The following is a 22,599-nucleotide window of genomic DNA, read 5'->3' as shown; positions in this document are numbered from 1 at the left end:
GGGGAGTGATGGTTGACATCAGGTCTGGTCGGTCGGCCGACGCCATCGCCGTGATCGGGATGGCCTGCCGGCTGCCCGGCGCGGCCGACCCGGCGCAGCTGTGGGAACTGTTGGCCAGCGGCGTCGACGCGACGTCGACGCCGCCGCCGGACCGGTCGGGCCTGACCAGGGGCCGCGCCGGGTTCCTGACCGCCGTGGACCAGTTCGACCCGGCGTTCTTCGCGATCTCGCCGCGGGAAGCCGCGGCGATGGACCCGCAGCAGCGGCTCGCGCTCGAGTTGGCCTGGGAGGCGCTGGAGCGTGCCGGCATCGTCCCGGGTGGACCGACCGGCGTGTTCGTCGGCGCCATCACCGACGACTACGCGCGATTACGGCCGGCGACCGGTCCGCACACCGCGACGGCGCTGAGCCGCGGCGTCATCGCCAACCGGGTGTCCTATCTGCTCGGCCTGACCGGGCCGAGCATGTCCATCGACTCGGCCCAGTCCTCCTCGCTCGTCGCCGTGCACCTGGCGGGGGAGAGCCTGCGCCGCGGCGAGTGCGACCTGGCGCTCGCCGGCGGTGTGCAGCTGAACCTGGCACCGGACGGGTTCCGGATGATGGAGCAGCTCGGCGCGCTGTCGCCGGACGGCCGCTGCCGGGCGTTCGACGCCCGCGCCAACGGCTACGTGCGCGGCGAGGGCGGCGGGTTCGTGCTCCTCAAGCGGCTCGCCGACGCTGAGCGCGACGGCGACGAGGTGCTGTGCCTGGTGCGCGGCAGCGCGGTCAACAACGACGGCGGCGGCGACACGCTGACCGCGCCGAGTGTCGACGCGCAGCGGGCGGTCCTCGCCAGTGCCTACGCCGGGTCCGGGGTGGATCCGGCCGGCGTCAGCTTCGTCGAGCTGCACGGTGCGGCCACGCAGGCCGGGGACCCGATCGAGGCGGCGGCGCTTGGCTCGGTGCTCGGCGCTGGCCGGCCGGCGGAGCACCCGCTGCTGGTCGGCTCGGTCAAGACCAACGTCGGCCACCTCGAGGGCGCCGCCGGCATCACGGGCCTGCTCAAGGCGGTGCTGTGTCTGCACCACCGGGCCCTCGCGGCGAGCCTGCACTTCGACACGCCCAACCCGGACATCCCGCTGGCCGAGCTGGGTCTCGCGGTCAACACGGCGACGACGGCGCTGCCCGCCGGCCCGCTGACGGCCGGCGTGAGCGCGTTCGGCATGGGCGGCACCAACTGCCACGTCGTGCTGGCCACGGCCGAGCAGGAGCCGGTCGAGGCGGCGCGGCCGGCCGTCGAGCAGGAGTCGCTGGTCGCGGTGCCGTTGTCCGGGCACACCGAGACCGCCCTGCGGGCGCAGGCCGGTGCGTTGCACGCACACCTGACCGCGAACCCCGACTTGTCCACTGTGGACGTCGCCTGGTCGGCGGCGACCACCAGGACCCGACTCGCCCAGCGCGCCGCCGTGCTCGCCGACGGACGCGCCGAACTGCTCGACGGGCTGGCCGCGCTGTCGGCCGGCACCCCGTCGGTGTCGGTGGCCGGCCCCCGGCGCGGCCGGGCCGGGGGCGGCGGCCTCGCGGTGCTGTTCCCCGGCCAGGGCGGCCAGCGGCCAGGGATGGGCCGGCGGCTGTACGGCCGGTTGCCGGAGTTCACCGCCGCCATCGACGAGGTCTTCGCCCAGCTGGACGGCTCGGTCCGGGACGCCGTGTTCGGCGACGCCGGCGTCGACCTGGACCGGACCGAGAACACCCAGCCGGCCCTGTTCGCGATCGAGGTGGCGCTGTACCGCCAGCTGGAGGCGTGGGGGATCCGGCCGGATCACCTGCTCGGCCACTCCTTCGGTGAAGTGGCCGCCGCGCACGTCGCCGGCGTGCTCGACCTGGCCGACGCCGCCACGCTGGTCGCCGCTCGCGGACGACTGATGGGCGCGCTGCCCTCGGGCGGGGCGATGATCGCCGTCGAGGCGACCGAGGCCGAGGCGGCGGCCGTGCTCACCGACGGTGCCGCGCTCGCCGCGGTCAACGGGCCCGCGGCCGTCGTCGTGTCCGGCACGGACACCGCGGTGACCGCGTTCGCCGCGCACTTCACCGCGCTCGGCCGGCGAACGCGCCGGCTGCGCGTCAGCATCGCCGCGCACTCCCCGCTCATGGACCCGGTGCTGGCGCCGTTCCGTGCCGTCGCCGAGCGGCTGACCTTCCACCCCCCGCGCCTTCCGGTGGTCTCCACGGTCACCGGTCGCGATGTCGGTGCGGACATGGGCCACGCCGAGTACTGGGTGCGCAACGTGCGGCAGACCGTCCGGTTCGCCGACGGCGTCGCGACCCTGGCCGCGCACGGTGTGCGCACCATGCTCGAGGTCGGCCCGGACACCACGCTCATCCCGATGGCGCGGGAGTGCGCACCCGACGTCGCGGTGCTGGCCACCCTGCGCGCCGACCGCGACGACCACCGCACCCTGCTCGCCGCGGTCGCCGAACTGGACGCCAACGGCCACGGCCCGGACTGGCGCGCGGTGCTGCCCCACGGGCGGCGGGTCGGCCTGCCGACCTATGTCTTCCAGCGCCAGCGCTACTGGCACGACGACGTGCCGGCCGCGGCGCCACGCGAGGCGGACCTCGCCGCCGCCGACGTGACGGGTCTGGTGCTCGCCGAGGTCGCCGTCGCGCTCGGCCGGTCCACAGTGGACCCGGCGGCGACGACGGTGCCGTTCAGGGAGCTGGGTTTCGACTCGTACCTGACCGTCGAGCTGCGGACCCGACTGGCGGCCAGCACCGGGCTCGACCTCGACACCACGCTGCTCTTCGACCACCCGACCCCGGCCGCGCTCGCCGAGCACCTCTCGGTCCGGTTGCGGGGACGCGCGGACCGGGCCGGAGCCGACGAGCGGGTCGTCGTCGCCGCCGAGTCGCCGGACGCGGCGCCGGGGGCCGGGACGGGCGCGGACGAGCCGATCGCGGTCGTCGGGATCGGCTGTCGGCTGCCCGGCGGGGTCGGCTCGCCGGAACAGCTGTGGGAGCTGGTCGCACGGGGCCGGGACGCGATCACGCCGTTCCCGACCGACCGTGGCTGGCGCACCGCCGCCGACGCGCCGTCGGCCGGTGGCTTCATCGACGGCGCGACCGACTTCGACCCCGAGCTGTTCGGGATCAGCCGCCGCGAGGCGCTGGCCATGGACCCGCAGCAGCGGGTGCTGCTCGAGACGTCGTGGGAGGCGCTGGAACGGGCCGGCCTCGACCCGACCTCGCTGCGTGGCAGCCGCACCGGCGTGTTCGTCGGCGCGACCGCCGGCGAGTACGGGCCGAGGTTGGCCGACCCGTCGGAGGCCGGCGGTCACGTGCTCACCGGCACCACGCCGAGCATCATCTCCGGCCGGGTCGCCTACGTGCTCGGCCTGGAGGGCCCGGCCGTCACGGTGGACACCGCCTGCTCGTCGTCGCTGGTGGCCCTGCACCTGGCCAGCCAGTCGCTGCGCCGCGGCGAGTGCGGGCTCGCGCTGGCAGGCGGGGTCAGCGTGCACGCCACACCGGGCATGTTCGTCGAGTTCGCCAGGCAGAGCGGGCTGGCCCCGGACGGGCGCTGCAAGGCCTTCGCCGACGCCGCGGACGGCACCGGCTGGGCCGAGGGCGCCGGGGTGCTGGTGCTGGAGCGGCTGTCGGTCGCGCGCCGTAACGGGCACCCCGTGCTCGGCGTCCTGCGCGGGTCGGCGATCAACTCCGACGGCGCCTCCAACGGTCTGACCGCGCCCAACGGACTGGCCCAGCAACGGGTGATCCGAGCCGCGCTCCGCGACGCCGCACTGTCCGCTTCGGACGTCGACGCGGTGGAGGCGCACGGCACCGGCACCACGCTCGGCGACCCCATCGAGGCGACCGCGCTGCTGGCCACCTACGGGCGTGACCGCGAGACGCCGCTGTTGCTCGGCTCGCTCAAATCCAACGTCGGCCACACGCAGGCCGCCGCCGGCGTGGCCGGCGTGATCAAGATGATCATGGCGATGCGGCACGGCGTGCTGCCGCGCACGCTGCACGTGGACGCGCCGTCGTCGCATGTGGACTGGTCGGCCGGCGCGGTGTCCCTGTTGACCGAGGACACCCCGTGGCCGGACCTCGACCGGCCGAGGCGGGCCGGAGTGTCCTCGTTCGGCGTCAGCGGCACCAACGCGCACGTGATCGTCGAGCAGGTTCCGCAGTGGTCCGACCCGTCGTCCGACGCGCCGTCCGAGGCGGCGTCCGACGCCGGGCCGGTCATGCCGCTGCTGGTGTCCGGCCGCACCCCCGCCGCGTTGCGCGCCGCGGCTGCCCAACTGCACACCCACCTCACCGACCGCCAGCACCTGGCGCTGCGCGACGTCGGCTGGTCACTGGCCACCACCCGCGCCGCGTTGGAGCACCGGGCGGCGGTGTGCGCACCGGACCGCGCCGGCGCGCTCGACGGGCTCGCCGGGCTCGCCGCCGGGCGGCCGGCCCCTTGGCTGGTCACCGGGCGGGCCGGTGGCGGCGGCGACGTGGTGTTCGTCTTCCCCGGCGACCTCGGCGAGCGGTGGGTCGAGAGCGTGACCGCGTTGCTGGACACGGCGCCGGTGTTCGCGCGTCGGCTGCGCGAGTGCGCGGAGGCGGTCGAGTCGATCGCCGGCTGGTCACCGCTGGCGGCGCTGACCGACCCCGCCGCACTCGACCGCGTCGAGGTGATCCAGCCCGTTCTGTTCGCGGTCACGGTGTCGCTCGCGGAGCTGTGGCGGTCCGCCGGGGTGCGGCCGGCGGCGGTCGTCGGGCACGGTCAGGGCGAGATCGCCGCCGCGTGCGTCGCCGGTGCGCTCTCGCTCGCCGACGCGGCGCGGGTGGTGGTGCTGCGCGGCCGCGCCCTCGCCGAGCTGGTCAAGCGCGGCGGTCCCGGCGGCATGGCCCGGCTGCCGCTGACCGAACAACAGACGCGGACGAGGATCCGGCGCTGGGACGGGCGGCTGTCCGTCGCCGCCGTCGACGACCCGCGCTCGACGGTCGTGGCGGGAGACGCCGAGGCGCTCGACGAGCTGCTCACCGAGGTCACCTCCGGCAGCCGCCTGCTCGTCGACCACGCGCCGCACTCCGCCCACGTGGCACCGATCGGGCCGCTGCTCACCGCCCGGTTGGCCGGCCTCAGTTCGTCCACATCGGACATACCGTTCTACTCGACGGTCACCGGGGGGCGACTCGACGGCGCCGAGTTGGACGCCGACCACTGGTACCGCAACCTGGTGCACACCGTCGACTTCGCCGCCGCCGTGCGCGCCCTGCTCGCCGACGGTCACCGCACCGTCGTCGAGGTCGGCGCCCGGCCGGTGCTGAGCGCGAGCGTCACCGCGATCGTCGAGGACACCGCCGCCGATGACGTCGTGGTGACCGGCCCGCCGGACGACGGGGACGGCCTGGCGGCGTTCGGGGTCGCCGCGGCGCGGTTGTACGCCACCGGCCTCGACGTCGACTGGCCCGCGCTGTTCACCGGCCGGCGGGTCGACCTGCCGACCTACGCCTTCCAGCGCCAGCGCTACTGGCTCGACGACACCCGACCACTGCTGGACACCACGGTGGACACCGCGGACGGTGCGGTGCTGTCCGGAACGCTGTCGCGGCGCTCCCACCCGTGGCTGGCCGACCACGTCGTGCTCGACGCGGTGCTGCTGCCCGGTACCGCCATCGTCGACCTGGCGCTCCAGGCCGCCGACCACGTCGGCCGGCCCGGGGTGGCCGAGCTGGTGCTGCACGTGCCGGTCGAGTTCGACGAGCGGGACGGGGTGGAGGTCCGTGTCGTGGTCACCGGCGACGAGCTCGCGGTGCACTCGAGAACCGAGGCGCGGGACTGGGTCAGGCACGCCACCGGCACGCTCGCGACCACCGGGACGCCGGCGACCACCTGGACGCCACCCGAGGACACCGAACCGGTCGACGTGGCGGCGCACTACGCCGCGCTCGCCAGGCAGGGTTACCGGTACGGGCCGCGGTTCCGGGGGTTGCGGGCACTGCGACGAGCTGGCGAGGACCGCTACGCCGAGGCGGCGCTGCCGGAGCCGATACCCGGTCGGTTCCACGTCAACCCCGTGCTGCTCGACTCGGTGCTGCACGCGGCACTGCACGCGGTGCTGCCGGGCGAGGCGCGGCGGCCCGTGGTGCCGTTCGCGTTCGCCGGGATCACGGTGCACGCCACGGACGCGGTCGCGGTGCGCGCCAGGATCACCCCGGTCGGCACCGACACCGTGGCCGTCGAGGTGAGCGACGCCAGGGGTCGCCCGGTGTTGTCGATCGAGTCCCTGACGTTGCGTCCCGTCGGCGAGCGGCTGGCCACCCACGAGGCGCTGTTCGGCCTGCGGTGGCGAGAGGTCGCGCGGCACGCCGGCGAGCCCGTCGAGTACGAGGTGTACGACGTGACCGCGACCGGCGACGACCCGGTGGCGGCCACCCACGCCGCGGTGCGGGACGCGCTGGCCGTGGTCCAGAGCTGGCTGGCGCGGGACCGACCGGGCCGACTCGTGTTCGCGACCCGGCCGGACCTGCCCGGCGCCGCGGTCGGCGGGCTGGTGCGCTCGGCGCAGACCGAGCACCCGAACCGGTTCGTGCTCGCCGAGCTGGACGACGACCCGCGTTCGCGGCAACTGCTCGACGCCGCGGTGGCGACCGGCGAGCCCTGGGTGGCCGTGCGCGGCGACGAGGTGCGGGTGCCCCGCCTGGCACGCACCTCGGCGCGCCCGGTCGAGCTCGGCGCCGAGGACACGGTGCTGATCACCGGTGGGCTCGGTGCCCTCGGCGCGGCGCTGGCCAGACACCTGGTCGCCACGCACGGCGTGCGGCGGCTCGTGCTGGTCGGCCGCCGAGGCGGCGGCGCGGAGCTGGTCGAGGACCTGGCCGCCGAGGGTGCCACCGCGACCGTGGTCAGCTGCGACGTCTCCGACCGCGACCAGGTGGCCGCGCTGCTCGCCGAGCACCCGGTGACCGTCGTGGTGCACGCGGCCGGGGTACTCGACGACGGCGTGGTCGAGCGGCTGGACCCCGAGCGGTTGGCGGCCGTGCTGCGCCCCAAGGTGGACGCGGCCTGGCATCTGCACGAGCTGGCCGGCGAGCTGAGGGCGTTCGTGCTCTTCTCCTCGGTCAACGGCCTGCTCGGCGCGGCCGGCCAGGCCAACTACGCGGCGGCGAACGGCTTCCTGGACGGGCTCGCCCGCCACCGGCGCGAGCATGGCCTGCCGGCCACGTCGCTGGCGTGGGGGCTGTGGGAGTCGCGCGGCGACCTGACCGGCCACCTCGCCGACGAGCACGTCGCCAGGATGGCGCGCGGCGGGATGCTCGCGCTGTCCGAAGCGGACGGCACCCGGTTGTTCGACCTCGGCGTCGGGGCCGACTCGGCGCTCACCGTGCCGGTCCGGCTCGACCTCGACGTGTCGGCCGCCGCCGAGGTGCCGGCGTTGTTGCGCGGCCTGGTCGACCCACGGACCCGGCCCGCCGCCGACACCGCCGAGCCGGGCCTGGACCTGTCGCCGGCCGGCATGCTGGAGTTCGTTCGCGCCGAGACCGCGGCGGTGATCGGCCTCGACCACGCCGAGGACGTCGAGCCGGACCGCGCGTTCCAGCAGCTCGGTTTCGACTCGCTGACCGGCGTGGCACTGCGCAACCGGCTCAGCGAGGCCACCGGTCTGCGACTGCCCACCACCGTGGTCTACGACCACCCCACCCCCATGGCCGTCGCCGCGTTCCTGGTCGAGCGGCTGTCCGCCGCGCCGGCGGAGGCGCCCGAGCGCCCGGGCGTCGCGACGGCGGTCGACGAGCCGATCGCCATCGTCGGCATGGCGTGCCGCTACCCGGGAGGGGTCGAGACGCCGGACGAGCTCTGGTCACTCGTGACCGGTGAGGTCGACGCCATCTCGCCGTTCCCGACCGACCGTGGCTGGACCGCCGACCAGCTCGCGCGCAGCGTCACCCGGTCGGGTGGGTTCCTGTACGGGGCGGCGGAGTTCGACGCCGAGTTTTTCGGGGTGTCGCCGCGTGAGGCGTTGGCGATGGATCCGCAGCAGCGGTTGTTGTTGGAGTCGTCGTGGGAGGCGTTGGAGCACGCGGGGTTGGATCCGTTGGCGTTGAAGGGTTCGCGGACCGGGGTGTTCACCGGGGTGATGTACCGCGACTACGCCGCCCGGCTCGCCGCGGTACCCGACGAGGTGGCGGGCTTCGTGTTGACCGGCAACCTCTCCAGTGTGGTCTCCGGCCGCGTCGCCTACGCGCTGGGCGTCGAGGGCCCGGCGCTGACCGTGGACACGGCGTGCTCGTCGTCGTTGGTGACGGTGCATCTGGCGGCGAAGTCGTTGCGGGACGGGGAGTGCGACTACGCGCTCGCCGGCGGCGCGACCGTGATGTCCACTCCGGACACCTTCGTCGAGTTCTCCCGCCAGCAGGGTCTGGCCGTCGACGGCCGCTGCAAGCCGTTCGCCGAGGCGGCGGACGGCACCGGGTGGTCCGAGGGCGTCGGGATGCTGGTGCTGGAGCGGCTGTCCGACGCGCGGCGCAACGGGCACCGGGTGTTGGCCGTGGTGCGCGGCTCCGCGGTCAACTCCGACGGCGCGTCGAACGGGTTGACCGCGCCGAACGGTCCGTCCCAGCAGCGGGTGATCCGCGCGGCGCTGCGCGACGCCGGACTGTCCACAACGGACGTCGAGCTGGTCGAGGCGCACGGCACCGGGACCAGGCTCGGTGACCCGATCGAGGCGCAGGCGCTGCTGGCGACCTACGGTCGGGACCGGGAGACGCCGTTGTGGCTCGGTTCGGTGAAGTCGAACATCGGTCACACGCAGGCGGCGGCCGGGGTGGCCGGGGTGATCAAGATGGTGCAGGCGATGCGGCACGGGGTGTTGCCGCGCACGCTGCACGTGGACGAGCCGACATCGAACGTGGACTGGGCGGACGGCGCGGTACGGCTGCTGACCGAGTCGCGGCCCTGGCCGGCGCGGGGACCCCGCCGGGCGGCGGTGTCGGCGTTCGGCATCAGCGGCACCAACGCGCACATCATCCTCGAACAGGGACCGGGCACCGACCCGACCGGCGTCGAGCCGCCCGCCACCCCGGTGCCGGTAACGCTGTCGGCGCGCTCGCCCCGGGCGTTGGCCGACCACGCCGCCCGGCTGCTCACCACCCTGGACGGCACCGAACGCGTCGTCGACGTGGCCGCCACGCTCGCCACGCGCTCCGCGTTCGACCACCGCGCGGTGCTGCTGGCCGACGATGTCGACGGGCTGCGGGACGGGCTGCGCGCCGTCGTCGCCGGCACCGAGACCGCGGACGTGGTGTTCGGGCAGGTGCGAGCGGCGGCGAGTCGGGGCGCGGTGTTCGTCTTCCCCGGCCAGGGCGCGCAGTGGGTCGGGATGGCCAAGGAACTGCTCGACGAGTCACCGGTGTTCGCCGCGCGGATGGGGGAGTGCGCGGACGCCCTGTCCGGCCTCGTGCCATGGAACCTGGTCGACGTGCTGACCGATGACGCGGCGTTGGCGCGGGTGGACGTGGTTCAGCCGGCGTCCTGGGCGGTGATGGTGTCGCTGGCCGCGGTGTGGGAGTCGGTCGGGGTGGTGCCGGACGTGGTGGTCGGCCACTCGCAGGGGGAGGTCGCCGCCGCCGTGGTCGCCGGCGGACTCTCGCTCGCCGACGCCGCGCTGGTCGTCGTCACCCGCAGCCGCCTGGTCGCGGAGTCGATGGCCGGCACGGGCGGGATGGCCTCGGTCGGGCTCCCGGCCGAGGCGGTCGCCACCCGCTTCCCGGGCGTCTGGGTCGCCGCGCACAACGGGCCGGCCACCACGGTGGTCTCCGGACCGGCGGAGGCCGTCGCCGACCTGGTCGCGACCTGCGATCGCGACGGCGTGTGGGCGCGCCGGATCGCGGTGGACTACGCCTCGCACTCCCCGGTGGTGGAGCGGATCCGGGAGCCGCTGCTCGCCGGACTCGCCGGCATCGAACCGCGGTCCGCCACGGGCGCCACCATGTGGTCCACGGTCAGCGGCGGCCCGATCGACACGGCCACCCTCGACGCGACCTACTGGTACCGCAACCTGCGGGAGCCCGTGCTGTTCCACGACGTCGTCGGCGCCCTCGGCGCCCGCACCTTCGTCGAGGCCAGCCCGCACGCGGTGCTCGCCCCCGGCGTGGTGGACAGCGTGGCCGAGGCCGTCGGAATCGGCACGCTGCGCCGCGACGACGGCGGTGCGCGCCGGTTCCTGCGTTCCGCGGCCACCGCGTGGACCCAGGGCGTGCCGGTGCGCCTGGCGGTCGACGGCCGGCTCCTCGACCTGCCGACCTACCCGTTCCAGCGCACCCGCTACTGGCTGGACGCGCCGCCGTCGACCGGCGGCGACGACGCGGAGTTCTGGAACCTCGTCGAGCGCGCCGACCCGAACGAGCTGGCGGCCAGCCTGCGCGTGGACGGCGGCACGTCGCTGACCGACCTGCTGCCGGCGCTGTCGGCGTGGCGGCGGCGCCGGGCCACCGCCGGCACCGCGGACTCGTGGCGGTACCGGGTCCAGTGGCGCCAGGTGGACACCGACCCGGTGCCGGCGCGGGGCACCTGGCTGGTCGTCACCACCCCGGGCCTGGCCGACGAGCCGGTACCCGACGTCGGGCCGGTGGTGCCCTTCGTGCTCGACCCCACGCAGGACCGGGCCACCGTCGCCGCCCGGTTGCGCGCGGCGTTGGCCGACCGGCCGATGACCGGCGTGCTGTCGCTGCTGGCGCTGGACGAGACACCGAGCAGGACGCACCCGGCACTGGTGGACGGGCTCGCCGCGAGCGTGCTGCTGTGGCAGGCGTTGGGTGACCTCCAGGCCGGGATTCCGGTGTGGACGGTGACCCGCGGCGCGGTGTCGGTGGCCGGCGAGCCGCCCAACCCGGTGCAGGCCCAGACCTCGGGGCTGGCCAGGGTCGCCGCCCTTGAGCACCCCGGCGAGTGGGGCGGGCTGGTCGACCTGCCGGCGCACCTCGACGAGCCCGGCGGCACCCGGTTGCGGGCGGTGCTCGCCGGCGTCGGTGTCGAGGACCAGCTGGCGATCCGCGAGTCCGGCGTGTACGTGCGCCGGCTCGTGCGCGCGCCGCTGGCCGCCGCCGGTCCTGGCGGCCAGTGGCGGGCCAGGGGGACGGTGCTGATCACCGGCGGCACCGGGGCGGTCGGCCCGCACATCGCCGAGTGGCTGGCCGACGCCGGCGCCGAGCACCTGGTGCTGACCGGCCGGCGTGGCCTGGACACGCCGGGCATCGCCGAGCACGCCGAACGGCTCCGCGCCCGTGGCGTCACGGTGACCGTGGCGGCCTGCGACGTCGCCGACCGCGCCGCGGTGGCCGGCCTGCTCGACGGGTTGCGGGCCGACGGCCACGAGGTGCGCACCGTGATCCACGCGGCGGCGCTGATGGAGCTGTCCGCGCTGCGGGACACGACCCTCGACGAGTTCGCCGACGTGGTGGCGGCCAAGGTGCTCGGCACCGCGCACCTGGACGAACTGCTCGATCACGACTCGCTGGACGCGGTGGTGTTCTTCTCCTCCATCGCGGCGGTGTGGGGCCCGGCCAACCACGGTGCCTACGCCGCGGCGAACGCCTTCCTCGACACCACCGCCGAGCACTGGCGCGGGCAGGGTCGGCGCGCGACGTCGGTGTCGTGGGGCGTGTGGGGCAGCGACGTGCTGCCCGACGCGATCGACGAGGACCTGCTGCGCCGGCAGGGGCTGCCGCTGATCGACCCCACCACGGCGCTCACCGCGCTTGGCCAGGTGCTCGACCACGGCGAGGGCGCGGTGTCGGTGGCCGACGTGGACTGGTCGACGTTCATCGAGCTGTTCGCCTCCGCCCGGTCCCGGCCGCTGTTCGCCGAGTTGGTCGAGGACACCGACGCGGTCGGCGCTGACGGACCGGCGGACGGATCGGCGGGGGCGTCGCTGTCCGAGCGGCTCGCCGGGCTCTCCCCGGTCGAGCGTGAGCAGTCGGTGGCCGACCTGGTTCGCCAGCAGACCGCGGCGGTGCTCGGCCACGGCTCGGCCGAGCTGGTCGGCGTCGGCCGGGCGTTCACGGAGCTCGGGTTCGACTCGCTGCTGGCCGTCGAGCTGCGCAACCGGCTCGCCGCCGCCACGGGTCTGCGGCTGCCGGCGAGTGTGGTGTTCGACTACCCCACGGTGACCGCGGTGGCGGGGTTCCTGGTCGGCGAGCTGACCGAGGAGGCCGACCAGGTCGATGTCGAGCTCGACCGGCTGCACGCCACGCTCGCACGGATCACCGACGCCGAACGCGCCGAGGCGGCGCGGCGGTTGACGGAGATGCTCGCCGAGCTGCGGCCAGGTCGGGCCGGCCCGACCGGCACTGACACCGACGTCGACGACGATCTCGGCGGGGCCACCGACGAAGAGATTTTCGACCTGATCGAACGCGAGTTCGGGGAGACCTGACAGAGAGGTGGCGTCCGTGACGGACGAGGACAAGCTCCGCGAGTATCTCCGACGGGTCACCACGGACCTGCGCTGGACCACTCGGCGGCTGCGGGAGCTGGAGGAGCACGCCGACGAGCCGATCGCGGTCGTCGGGATGGCCTGCCGCTACCCCGGCGACATCGCGAGTCCCGAGGACCTGTGGGACGTCGTCACCGCGGGCCGCGACGTGACCTCGGAGTTCCCCACCGACCGAGGCTGGGACATCGAGGCGCTCTACGACCCGGAACCGACCCGCTCCGGCACGTCCTACGTGCGCCGCGGCGGCTTCCTCGCCGACGCGCAGTCCTTCGACGCCGACCTGTTCGGCATCTCGCCGCGCGAGGCGTTGGCCATGGATCCCCAGCAGCGCCTGCTGCTGGAGACGAGCTGGGAGGCCGTCGAGCGCGCCGGGATCGACCCGCTGGCCCTGCGCGGCAGCCGCACCGGCGTCTACGTCGGGCACAACTTCCAGCAGTACGGTCCCGCGTTCGAGCACGCGCCGACCACCATCGAGGGACACCTCGTCACCGGCGTGGTGCCCAGCATCGCCTCCGGCCGGATCGCGTACTCGCTCGGCCTCGAAGGACCCGCCGTCACGCTGGACACCGCGTGCTCCACCTCGCTGGTCGCGGTGCACCTCGCGGCCCAGTCGCTGCGTGCCGGCGACTGCGAGCTGGCCGTCGCCGGTGGCGTGACCGTGCTGGCGACGCCCGGCACGTTCGTCGAGTTCTCCCGGCAGCGGGTGCTCGCCCCGGACGGCCGGTGCAAGGCGTTCGCCGACGGCGCGGACGGCATGGGCATGGCCGAGGGCGTCGGCGTCGTGCTGCTGGCCCGCCTGTCCGACGCCCGCCGGCTCGGCTACCCGGTGCACGCCCTCGTCGTCGGGTCCGCGATCAACTCCGACGGTGCGTCCAACGGTCTGACCGCCCCGAACGGGCCGGCCCAACAGCGGGTGATCGAGGCGGCGCTGACCAACGCCGGACTGTCCGCGGCGGAGGTCGACGCGGTCGAGGCGCACGGCACCGGCACCGCGCTCGGCGACCCCATCGAGGCGCACGCCCTGCTGGCCACCTACGGGCGGCGGCGGGAGCGCCCGCTGTACCTGGGCGCGGTGAAGTCCAACATCGGCCACACGCTCGCCGCGTCCGGGGTGGCCGGCCTGATCAAGACCGTGCAGGCGATGCGCCATGGCGTGCTCCCCGCCACCCTGCACGCCGACCGACCGTCCTCGCGCATCGACTGGGCGGCCGGCGCCGTCGAGTTGCTGACCGAGCCCGTGCCGTGGCCGGTCGTCGGGGACCGGCCACGGCGGGCGGGAGTGTCGGCGTTCGGCATCAGCGGCACCAACGCGCACGTCATCCTCGCGCAGGCCGACGAGCCGGAGCCGGTCAGGCCGACCCCGTTCTGGCCGGTCCCGATCCTGGTGTCCGGCAAGAGTGACGCGGCGCTGCGCGCGCAGGCCGCGCGGCTGGCCGACCACGTGGCCGAGCGTGCCGAGCTCGGTGTGCCGGACGTGGCGTACTCGGTTGCGACCGGCCGCGCCGCGCTCGACCACCGGGCCGTGGTCCTCGGCGCCGATCGTGCCGAGGTCGTCCGGCTGCTGCGCGAGTTGCCCGGCGGCCAGGTCGCCCGCGACGGCCGTGTCGCGTTCCTGTTCTCCGGGCAGGGCGCCCAGCGCACCGGCATGGGCACCCGGCTGGCCGCCAGGTTCCCCGCCTTCGCCGAGGCGTTCGACGCGGTGTGCGCCGAGCTGGACCCGCTGCTGGACAGACCTGTCCGCGCCGTCGTGGACGGCCCGGCCGACGAGCTGAACCGCACCGGCAACGCCCAGGTGGCGCTGTTCGCCGTCGAGGTCGCGATGTACCACCTCGTCCGTTCCTGGGGTGTCACCCCGGCGCTGCTGGCCGGCCACTCGATCGGCGAGTTGGTCGCGGCCCACGTGGCCGGGGTGCTGTCCCTCGCGGACGCCGCCGCGCTGGTCGCGGCGCGGGCGCGGCTGATGCAGGCGCTGCCGGGCGGCGCCATGCTCGCCGTGTCCGGCACCGAGCAGGAGGTTCGTGCCGCGCTCGGCCCGGACCCGGAGCTGGACATCGCCGCGGTGAACGGCCCGGAGTCGGTGGTGGTGTCCGGGGACACCGCGGCCGTGGACCGGTTCGAGCGGCGGTGGTCGGCGGACCGGCGGGGCACCCGTCGGCTGCGGGTCAGCCACGCGTTCCACTCCCGGCACATGGACGCCATGCTGGCCGAGTTCCGGACCGTCGCCGGGTCGCTGACCTACCAGTCGCCGGCGCTGCCCGTGGTGTCGAACGTGACCGGCCGGCTCGCCGCCACCGAACTCACCTCGCCGGACTACTGGGTGGAGCACGTGCGGCGCACGGTGCGGTTCCACGACGGCGTTCGCACCCTGCTCGACCGGGGCGCGACCACGTTCCTCGAACTGGGGCCGAGCGCGGCGCTGTCCCCGCTGGTCGCGGACGCCGTGCCACTCGTCGGCCGGGACGCCCGCCTCGACGAGGCGGACCTCGCCGTGCGCGCGGTCGCCCAGCTGCACGCGGCGGGCGCCACGGTCGACTGGCCGGCGGTGTTCGCCGGCAGCGGCGCGCACCGGGTCGACCTCCCGACCTATCCGTTCCAGGGCAAGAGGTTCTGGCTGCGGCCAGGAGAATGGGCCAAGGACCTCGGCGCCGCCGGGATCGAGTCGGTGGACCACCCGCTGCTGCGCGCCGCGGTCGCCCTGCCCGGCTCGGACGGCCTCGTGCTGACCGGCCGGCTCTCCACCGAGACCCAGCCCTGGCTCGCTGACCACGTCGTCGCCGGCCGGGTGATGTTCCCCGGCACAGGGTTCGTCGAGCTGGTCGGTCGGGCCGCCGGTGGTGCCGCCGGTGGTGCCGCCGTCGCCGAGCTGGCCATCGAGGAGCCGTTGGCGGTCGAGAGCACCGCGGTGCTGCGGGTGACCGTGGCGGGGGAGCGGGTCGAGGTGCACGCCCGCACCGGTGGTGCGTGGACCCGGCACGCCACCGCCACGCTGGCGCCCGCCGGGCCGGCACCCGACGCGATGACCGAGTGGCCGCCGGCCGCCGCCGAACCCGTCGACCTGGCGGGCACCTACGCGGCCTTCGCCGAGGTCGGCATCGAGTACGGCCCCGCCTTCCGCGGCCTGACCGCGGCGTGGCGTCGTGGCGACGACCTGTTCGCCGAGGTCGAGCTGCCCGCCGAGCACCGCGCCGACGCCGCGCGCCACGGCCTGCACCCGGCCCTGCTCGACGCGGCGATGCACGTGTTCGGCGTCGAGCGCGCGGTCATGCCGTTCGTGTTCACCGGGGTCACCTGGCACGCGCGCGGTGCCGCGACGCTGCGGGCGCGGGTGCGGCGGCTCGCCGACGAGTCGCTCGCCCTGTTCGTCACCGACGAGGTCGGTCGACCGGTGCTGTCGGTGGACTCGGTGACGCTGCGGCCGGCACCGGTCGGCACGGCCGACCTGTACCGCGTCGCGTGGTCCCCGGTGCCGGCCGCCGACGCGGTGCCGGCGGCCACCGAGCCGCCCGGTGCCCGGCCGATCGAGCTGCCGGCCGACGGCGACGTGGCCGAGGCGGTGCACCACGCCCTCGCGGTGCTGCGCGAGCGGCTCGACTCCGACGAGCCGTTGGTGCTGCTCACCCGGCGGGGGGTGGCCGTGGCACCCGACGAGGAGGTCTCCCCGGCCTCGGCCGCGTTGTGGGGGCTGCTCCGCACGGCGCAGGCCGAGCATCCCGACCGGATCACGCTGATCGACACCGACGACCCGGCCGGCGCCGGTGTCGCCTCGGCCGTCGCGACCGGTCTGCCGGGCGTCGCCGTCCGCGACGGTGCGCTGTTCGCGCCCCGGCTGCGGCCGGCGGACCCGGGTGGAGAGCCGTTGCACCTCGGCGAGACCGTGCTGGTCACCGGCGGCACCGGCGGCCTCGGCGCGCTGCTGGCCCGGCACCTGGTCGACGCCCACGGCGTGCGCGAGCTGGTGCTGGTGAACCGGACCGGACCGGACGGCGCGGCGCCGCTGGTCGCCGACCTGACCGCCGCCGGAGCGCGGGTGCACGTGGTGGCCTGCGACGTGGCCGACCGCGACGCGCTGGCCTCGGTGCTCGACGCGCACCCGGTGACCGCGGCCGTGCACGCCGCCGGCGTCCTCGCCGACGGCATGGCCACCTCGCTGTCGGCCGCCGACGTCGAGGCGGTGCTGGCGCCGAAGGTCCGTGGCGCGCGGAATCTGGACGAGCTGCTCGGCGCTGTCCCGCTGGTCCTGTTCTCGTCGGTCTCCGGCGTGTTGGGCAATCCCGGTCAGGCCAACTACGCCGCGGCGAACGCCGCGCTCGACGCGGTGGCCCACGAGCGGGTGCGGGCCGGGCGGCCCGCGGTGTCGCTGGCCTGGGGCCTGTGGGAGCCGGCGACCGGCATGACCGCTGGGCTCGACGATCGGAGGATCCAGGACCAGGGCATCCTGCCGTTGCCGGCCGACCGGGCGCTGGGGCTGTTCGACGCCGCGCTGCGCGGCGACGCGGCGGCCGTGGTGCCGGTCCGGCTGACCGCGCCGGCCCGCCGTGCGCTCACCGCGCCGCCGGTCGCGGTCACCGCCAGGGCGGCCGCGCCGGCCATGGTCGTCGCCGGGCAGGCGGATCTGCTCGACCTGGTCCGCGCGGAGGTCGCCAGTGTGCTGGGGCTGGCCTCGCCGAGGGAGGTCGGTACCGGTCGGGCACTGCGCGAGCTGGGTTTCGACTCGCTGACCGCGCTGGAGCTGCGCAACCGGCTCGGCGCGGCGACCGGCCTGCGGCTGTCGGCCACGGTCGTGTTCGAGCACCCGTCGGTGGTGGCGCTGGCCGAGCACCTCGGCGACCTGCGGCAGGGCCGGACGCGGGCGGTGGCGACCGGGACGGCGGTCGGCTCGGACGAGCCGATCGCGATCGTGGGCATGGCGTGCCGGTATCCGGGTGGGGTGCGTTCGCCGGAGGACCTGTGGCGGTTGGTCATGGACGGGACCGACGCGATCGGTGATTTCCCGACGGATCGTGGTTGGGACGTCGAGGGGATCTACGACCCGGATCCGGAGCGTCCTGGCAGGACCTACACCCGGTCGGGTGGGTTCCTGTACGGGGCGGCGGAGTTCGATGCCGAGTTTTTCGGGGTGTCGCCGCGTGAGGCGTTGGCGATGGATCCGCAGCAGCGGTTGTTGTTGGAGTCGTCGTGGGAGGCGTTGGAGCACGCGGGGTTGGATCCGTTGGCGTTGAAGGGTTCGCGGACCGGGGTGTTCACCGGGGTGATGTACCACGACTACGCCCCGCTGCTGTCCGGAGCGGCGGAGCTGGAGGGCATGCGGGGGATCGCCAACAGCGGAAGCGTCCACTCAGGACGGATCGCCTACGTGTTCGGCACCCGAGGTCCGGCGATGACCGTGGACACGGCGTGTTCGTCGTCGTTGGTGACGCTGCATCTGGCGGCGCAGTCGTTGCGGTCGGGTGACTGTGGGTTGGCGTTGGCCGGTGGGGTGACGGTGATGTCGACACCGGACACCTTCGTGGAGTTCTCGCGGCAGCGGGCGTTGTCGGTCGACGGTCGGTGCCGGTCGTTCTCGGCCGACGCGGATGGCACGGGATGGTCCGAGGGCGTCGGGATGCTGGTGTTGGAGCGGTTGTCGGACGCGCGGCGCAACGGGCACCGGGTGTTGGCCGTGGTCCGTGGCTCCGCGATGAACTCCGACGGCGCGTCGAACGGCCTGACCGCGCCGAACGGGCTCGCCCAACAGGAGGTCATCCGCCAGGCGCTGGCGAACGCGCGTCTGTCCACGGGGGATGTTGATTTGGTGGAGGGGCATGGTACTGGTACGTCGTTGGGTGATCCGATTGAGGCGCAGGCGTTGTTGGCGACGTATGGGCAGGATCGGGTGGGGTCGGTGTGGTTGGGTTCGTTGAAGTCGAATATTGGTCATGCGCAGGCGGCTGCTGGTGTTGGTGGGGTGATCAAGGTTGTGCAGGCGTTGCGGTATGGGGTGATGCCGAGGACGTTGCATGTTGGTGAGGTGTCGGGTCATGTTGATTGGTCGTTGGGTGCGGTGTCGTTGTTGGCGGAGTCGCGGGAGTGGCCGGTGGTGGGTCGGCCTCGGCGGGGTGCGGTGTCGGCGTTCGGGGTGAGTGGTACCAACGCCCACGTCATCCTCGAACAAGGCGACCAGTCCGAACAGGACGGTCGCGCCGAGGTCGCCGGGCCGTTGCCGTGGCTGGTGTCCGCCGCGAGCGCGGCGGCGCTGCGCGAGCAGGCTCGGCGGCTGCTGGCCCATCCGGACGTGGCCACCGCCGACGTCGCGCGGGCGCTGGTCACCTCGCGCGCCGCGTTGGACCACCGCGCGGTGATCGTGGCGCGCGACCCGGACGCGGTCCGGTCCGGACTCGACGTGCTCGCCAACGACGTCGCCTCGCCGAACGTCGTGCTCGGCGACGGTCGTCGGACCGACGGCAAGGTCGTTCTTGTCTTTCCTGGGCAGGGTTCGCAGTGGGTGGGGATGGGTCGGGACCTGCTGTCCGAGTCGGCGGTCTTCGCGGAGCGGATGGGTGAGTGTGATGTGGTGGTGGCGGGGTTGACCGGCTGGTCGGTGTTGGGGGTGCTGCGGGGAGATTCGGGCGCGCCGGATGTTTCTCGTGTTGACGTGTTGCAGCCGGTGTTGTTCGCGATGATGGTGTCGTTGGCGGAGTTGTGGCGGTCGTTGGGGGTTGTGCCGGCCGCGGTGGTGGGGCATTCGCAGGGCGAGATCGCCGCCGCGTGTGTCGCTGGGGCGTTGTCGCTCGAGGACGCGGCACGGGTCGTGGTGGTGCGGTCGCGGTTGTTGGCCGACTGTCTCGATGGTGCGGACGGGGGGATGTTGTCCGTTGTTGATGGTGTGGAGTCCGTTCGGGAGCGGATCGCGGGTTTCGAGGGGTTGTCCGTCGCGGCGGTGAACGGGCCGCGTTCGGTCGCGGTGGCTGGTGGGGTCGAGGCGTTGGAGGGGCTGGAGCGGGCGTTGTCGCGGGCGGGCGTGATGCGGTGGTGGGTTCCTGGCGCCAACTTCGTCGCTCACTCGCAGGCGGTGGATGTGATCGAGGGTCCGCTGTCGGACAGGCTTGCCGGGCTGCGGCCGGTGGCGTCGCGGGTGCCGTTGTACTCGACGGTGACCGGTGACGTTCTCGATGGTGGGTTGATGGACGCCGGTTACTGGTTCCGCAACGTTCGGGAGCCGGTCGAGTTCGAGGCCGCGACTCGGGCGTTGTTGGGCGCCGGACATGAGGTGTTCGTCGAGGTGAGTCCGCATCCGGTGTTGGTGATGGGTGTGGAGGAGACGGTCGCCGCGGTCGGTCACGACACGGTGGTGGTGACGGGTACGTCGCGCCGGGACGACGGTGGTCTGGCGCGGTTCCTGCTCTCCGCCGCCGAACTGCACACCAGGGGCGTGCCGGTCGACTGGTCCCGGCTGTTCGCCACGGTCACGCCTCGTCCGGTCGATCTGCCGACCTATCCCTTCGAACACCGCCGGTACTGGCCGGAGTCGGTCCCCGGCCGCACCGGCGACGTCACCGCGTTCGGCATGGACGAGACGCACCACCCGCTGCTCGGCGCCGGCGTCGAGTTGGACGGCACCGACGCGCTGCTGTTCACCGGCAGGATCTCGGTGGCCACCCACCCGTGGCTGGCCGACCACGCCGTCCTCGGCACGGTACTGGTGCCCGGGACCGGCATGGTGGAGTTGGCCGCGCACGCCGGAGCACGGGTCGGCCGCGCGCTGGTCGAGGAGCTGACCATGCACAGCCCGCTCGTGCTGCCGGAGCGGGGTGGGGTGGCGATCCAGTTGATCGTGGCCGCGCCCGACCCGGACGGCCGGTGCGCCGTGCGCCTGCGTTCGTCCACCGACGGCGGCTGGACCCTCAACGCCGACGGCGTGCTCGCTCCACTCGCCCCGGCCGGGCCGGTGCCCGAGGGCCAGTGGCCACCGGCGGGCGCCCGGCAGGAGTCGGTTGCCGACCTGTATGACCGGTTCGCCGAGCAGGGCATCGACTACGGACCGGCCTACCGTGGGGTGCGCGCGCTGTGGCGCAACGGCGACGAGCTGTTCGCCGAACTGGCTCGACCGGACGGGCTGGCCGCCGGCGGGTTCGCCGTGCACCCCGCGATACTCGACGCCGCACTGCACCCGCTCGGGCTGGTCAGCCAGAGTCGGTTGCCGTTCAGCTGGCGCGGCGCCACGGTGACCGCGTCCACGACCGCGTCCACCGCTGACGTGCTGCGGGTGCGGCTGCGTGTGGTCGCCGAGAACACCATCGCGATCACCGTGACCGACCAGGCCGATCGGCTGGTCGCGTCGGTGGACGAGTTGGTCGTACGCCCGTTGGCGGCGGCACGGTTGACCCCCGACGCGCTGTTCCGTCCTGACTGGACCGAGTTGGCGGTGACCACGGCGGCGCGTGGGGCGTGGGCCATCCTCGGCGCCGACGAGTTCGGCCTCGGCCTGCCCGCTCACGAGGACCTCGCCGGTACCGCCGGCAGCGATGTCGTGCTCACCGCGCCGGCGGTGCGCGAGGGCACCGCGCACGACGCGGCGGTGGAGTCGGCGTCGCGGGCGCTGCGCCTGACCCAGGACTGGCTGGCCGAGGACCGCCAGGACGAGACACGGCTGGTGTTCCTCGTGCGGGACGCCGCGACAGCCCCGTACGAGCCGGCCGACGCCGCCGTGGCCGGGTTGGTCCGCGCCGCGCAGGTCGAACACCCCGATCGTTTCGTGCTGGTCGAGCTCGATGGTCGCGCCGAGTCCCTCGCGGCGCTGCCCGCCGCGCTGGCCACCGGTGAGTCCCGGCTCGTGCTGCGCGCCGGCGCTGTCCTGGTTCCGCGCCTGACCCCGGTCACGCCGGGCGGCCCGGCCGGGTGGAAGCCGGACAGAACAGTGCTGATCACCGGTGCGACCGGCGCTCTGGGCACCCTGCTCGCCGGTCACCTCGTGCGCGAGCACGGCGCCCGCAGCCTGCTGCTGGTGAGCCGTCGCGGCCTGGACGCGCCAGGCGCCCGCGAACTGCACGCGGAGCTCACCGGGCTCGGCGCGGACGTCACGATCGCCTCGTGTGATGTCGCCGACCGCGCCGCGCTCGCCGACCTGCTGTCCCGGCACGACATCGGCGCGGTCGTGCACGCGGCCGGGGTGCTCGACGACGGCGTGCTCACCGCGCTCACCCCGCAACGGCTGCGCGCGGTGTTCCGCGTCAAGGTCGACGCCGCGACGCACCTCGACGAGCTGACCCGCGACAGCGGTCTGTCCGCGTTCGTGCTGTTCTCGTCGCTCGCCGGGACACTGGGGTCGGCCGGCCAGGCCAACTACGCCTCGGCCAACGCCGTGCTGGACGCCCTGGCGCGCCGACGGGCGGCGGCCGGGTTGCCGGGGCTGTCGCTGGCGTGGGGTCTGTGGGAGCAGTCCGGTGACATGACCGGACACCTCACCGACGCCGACCGCCACCGGATCTCCCGCGCCGGCGTGGTGCCGTTGTCCGCGGAGCAGGGGCTCTCGCTGTTCGACGCGGCGCTGGGGATCGGTGTGGTGCCCGCCGACGCCGACCCGGTGCTGGTGCCGGCGCTGCTGCGCCAGTCGCCGCGCCGCGGGAGCGCCGACCAGGAGGCGGAGGTCGACATTCGTGCGCGACTGGCCGCACTTCCGGAGACCGCTCGCGAGGAAGCGGTCGTGGAGTTCGTCCGCGGCCACGTGGCGGCCGTGCTCGGCGCGCCGGGGCCGTCGGCCGTCGAGCCGGAGCGGGCGTTCCGCCTGCTCGGGTTCGACTCGTTGCTGGCGGTCGAGCTGCGCAACACGCTGAAGCGCGCGACCGGTCTTCGCCTCCCGGCGACCGCGGTGTTCGACCACCCGACCCCCCGGATACTGGCCCGTCACCTGCTCGGCGAGCTCGCGGTGGACGGCGCGCAGCCGTCGGTGTTCGACGCCGTCGACCGCGTGGAGGCGGAACTGCGACGCGACGAACTGGACGAGATCACCAGGGGGCGCCTGGTGTCCCGGTTACGAACTCTGCTGTCGCTCCACCACACCGACAGCGGCGGCGACGCACCGGCCGGCGACCTCGGCTCGGCCTCCGACGACGAGCTGTTCGACCTTGTCGAGAACCTGGGCGCGGAGTGA

At 74.6% G+C, this 22,599-nt stretch carries 2 protein-coding genes; both read left to right on the top strand.

Translation table 11 applies throughout. The features are described from left to right. The first annotated feature begins 8 nt into the window (after nucleotides 1-8). Nucleotides 9-12,413 carry a type I polyketide synthase gene (locus BLA60_RS27605; RefSeq protein ID WP_075135932.1) on the top strand — a complete coding sequence of 4,135 codons (12,405 nt, stop codon included), beginning with the start codon at nucleotides 9-11 and terminating at the stop codon, nucleotides 12,411-12,413. A 16-nt stretch (nucleotides 12,414-12,429) separates the two neighbouring features. Continuing rightward, nucleotides 12,430-22,599 (top strand): type I polyketide synthase, encoded by a 10,170-nt coding sequence (locus BLA60_RS27600; RefSeq protein WP_075135931.1) that lies wholly within the window; start codon nucleotides 12,430-12,432, stop codon nucleotides 22,597-22,599.

It is taken from the genome of Actinophytocola xinjiangensis, from assembly GCF_001921215.1.
GTDB classification, from domain to species: Bacteria; Actinomycetota; Actinomycetes; order Mycobacteriales; family Pseudonocardiaceae; genus Actinophytocola; species Actinophytocola xinjiangensis.
Note: the sequence above shows the minus strand (reverse complement) of the source record. Positions and strands in the feature narration are given on the sequence as shown.

Bases quoted from the DNA above. Each gene is read 5' to 3' on its own strand.
- BLA60_RS27605 (WP_075135932.1), top strand. From the start codon at position 9: ATGGTTGACATCAGGTCTGGTCGGTCGGCCGACGCCATCGCCGTGATC.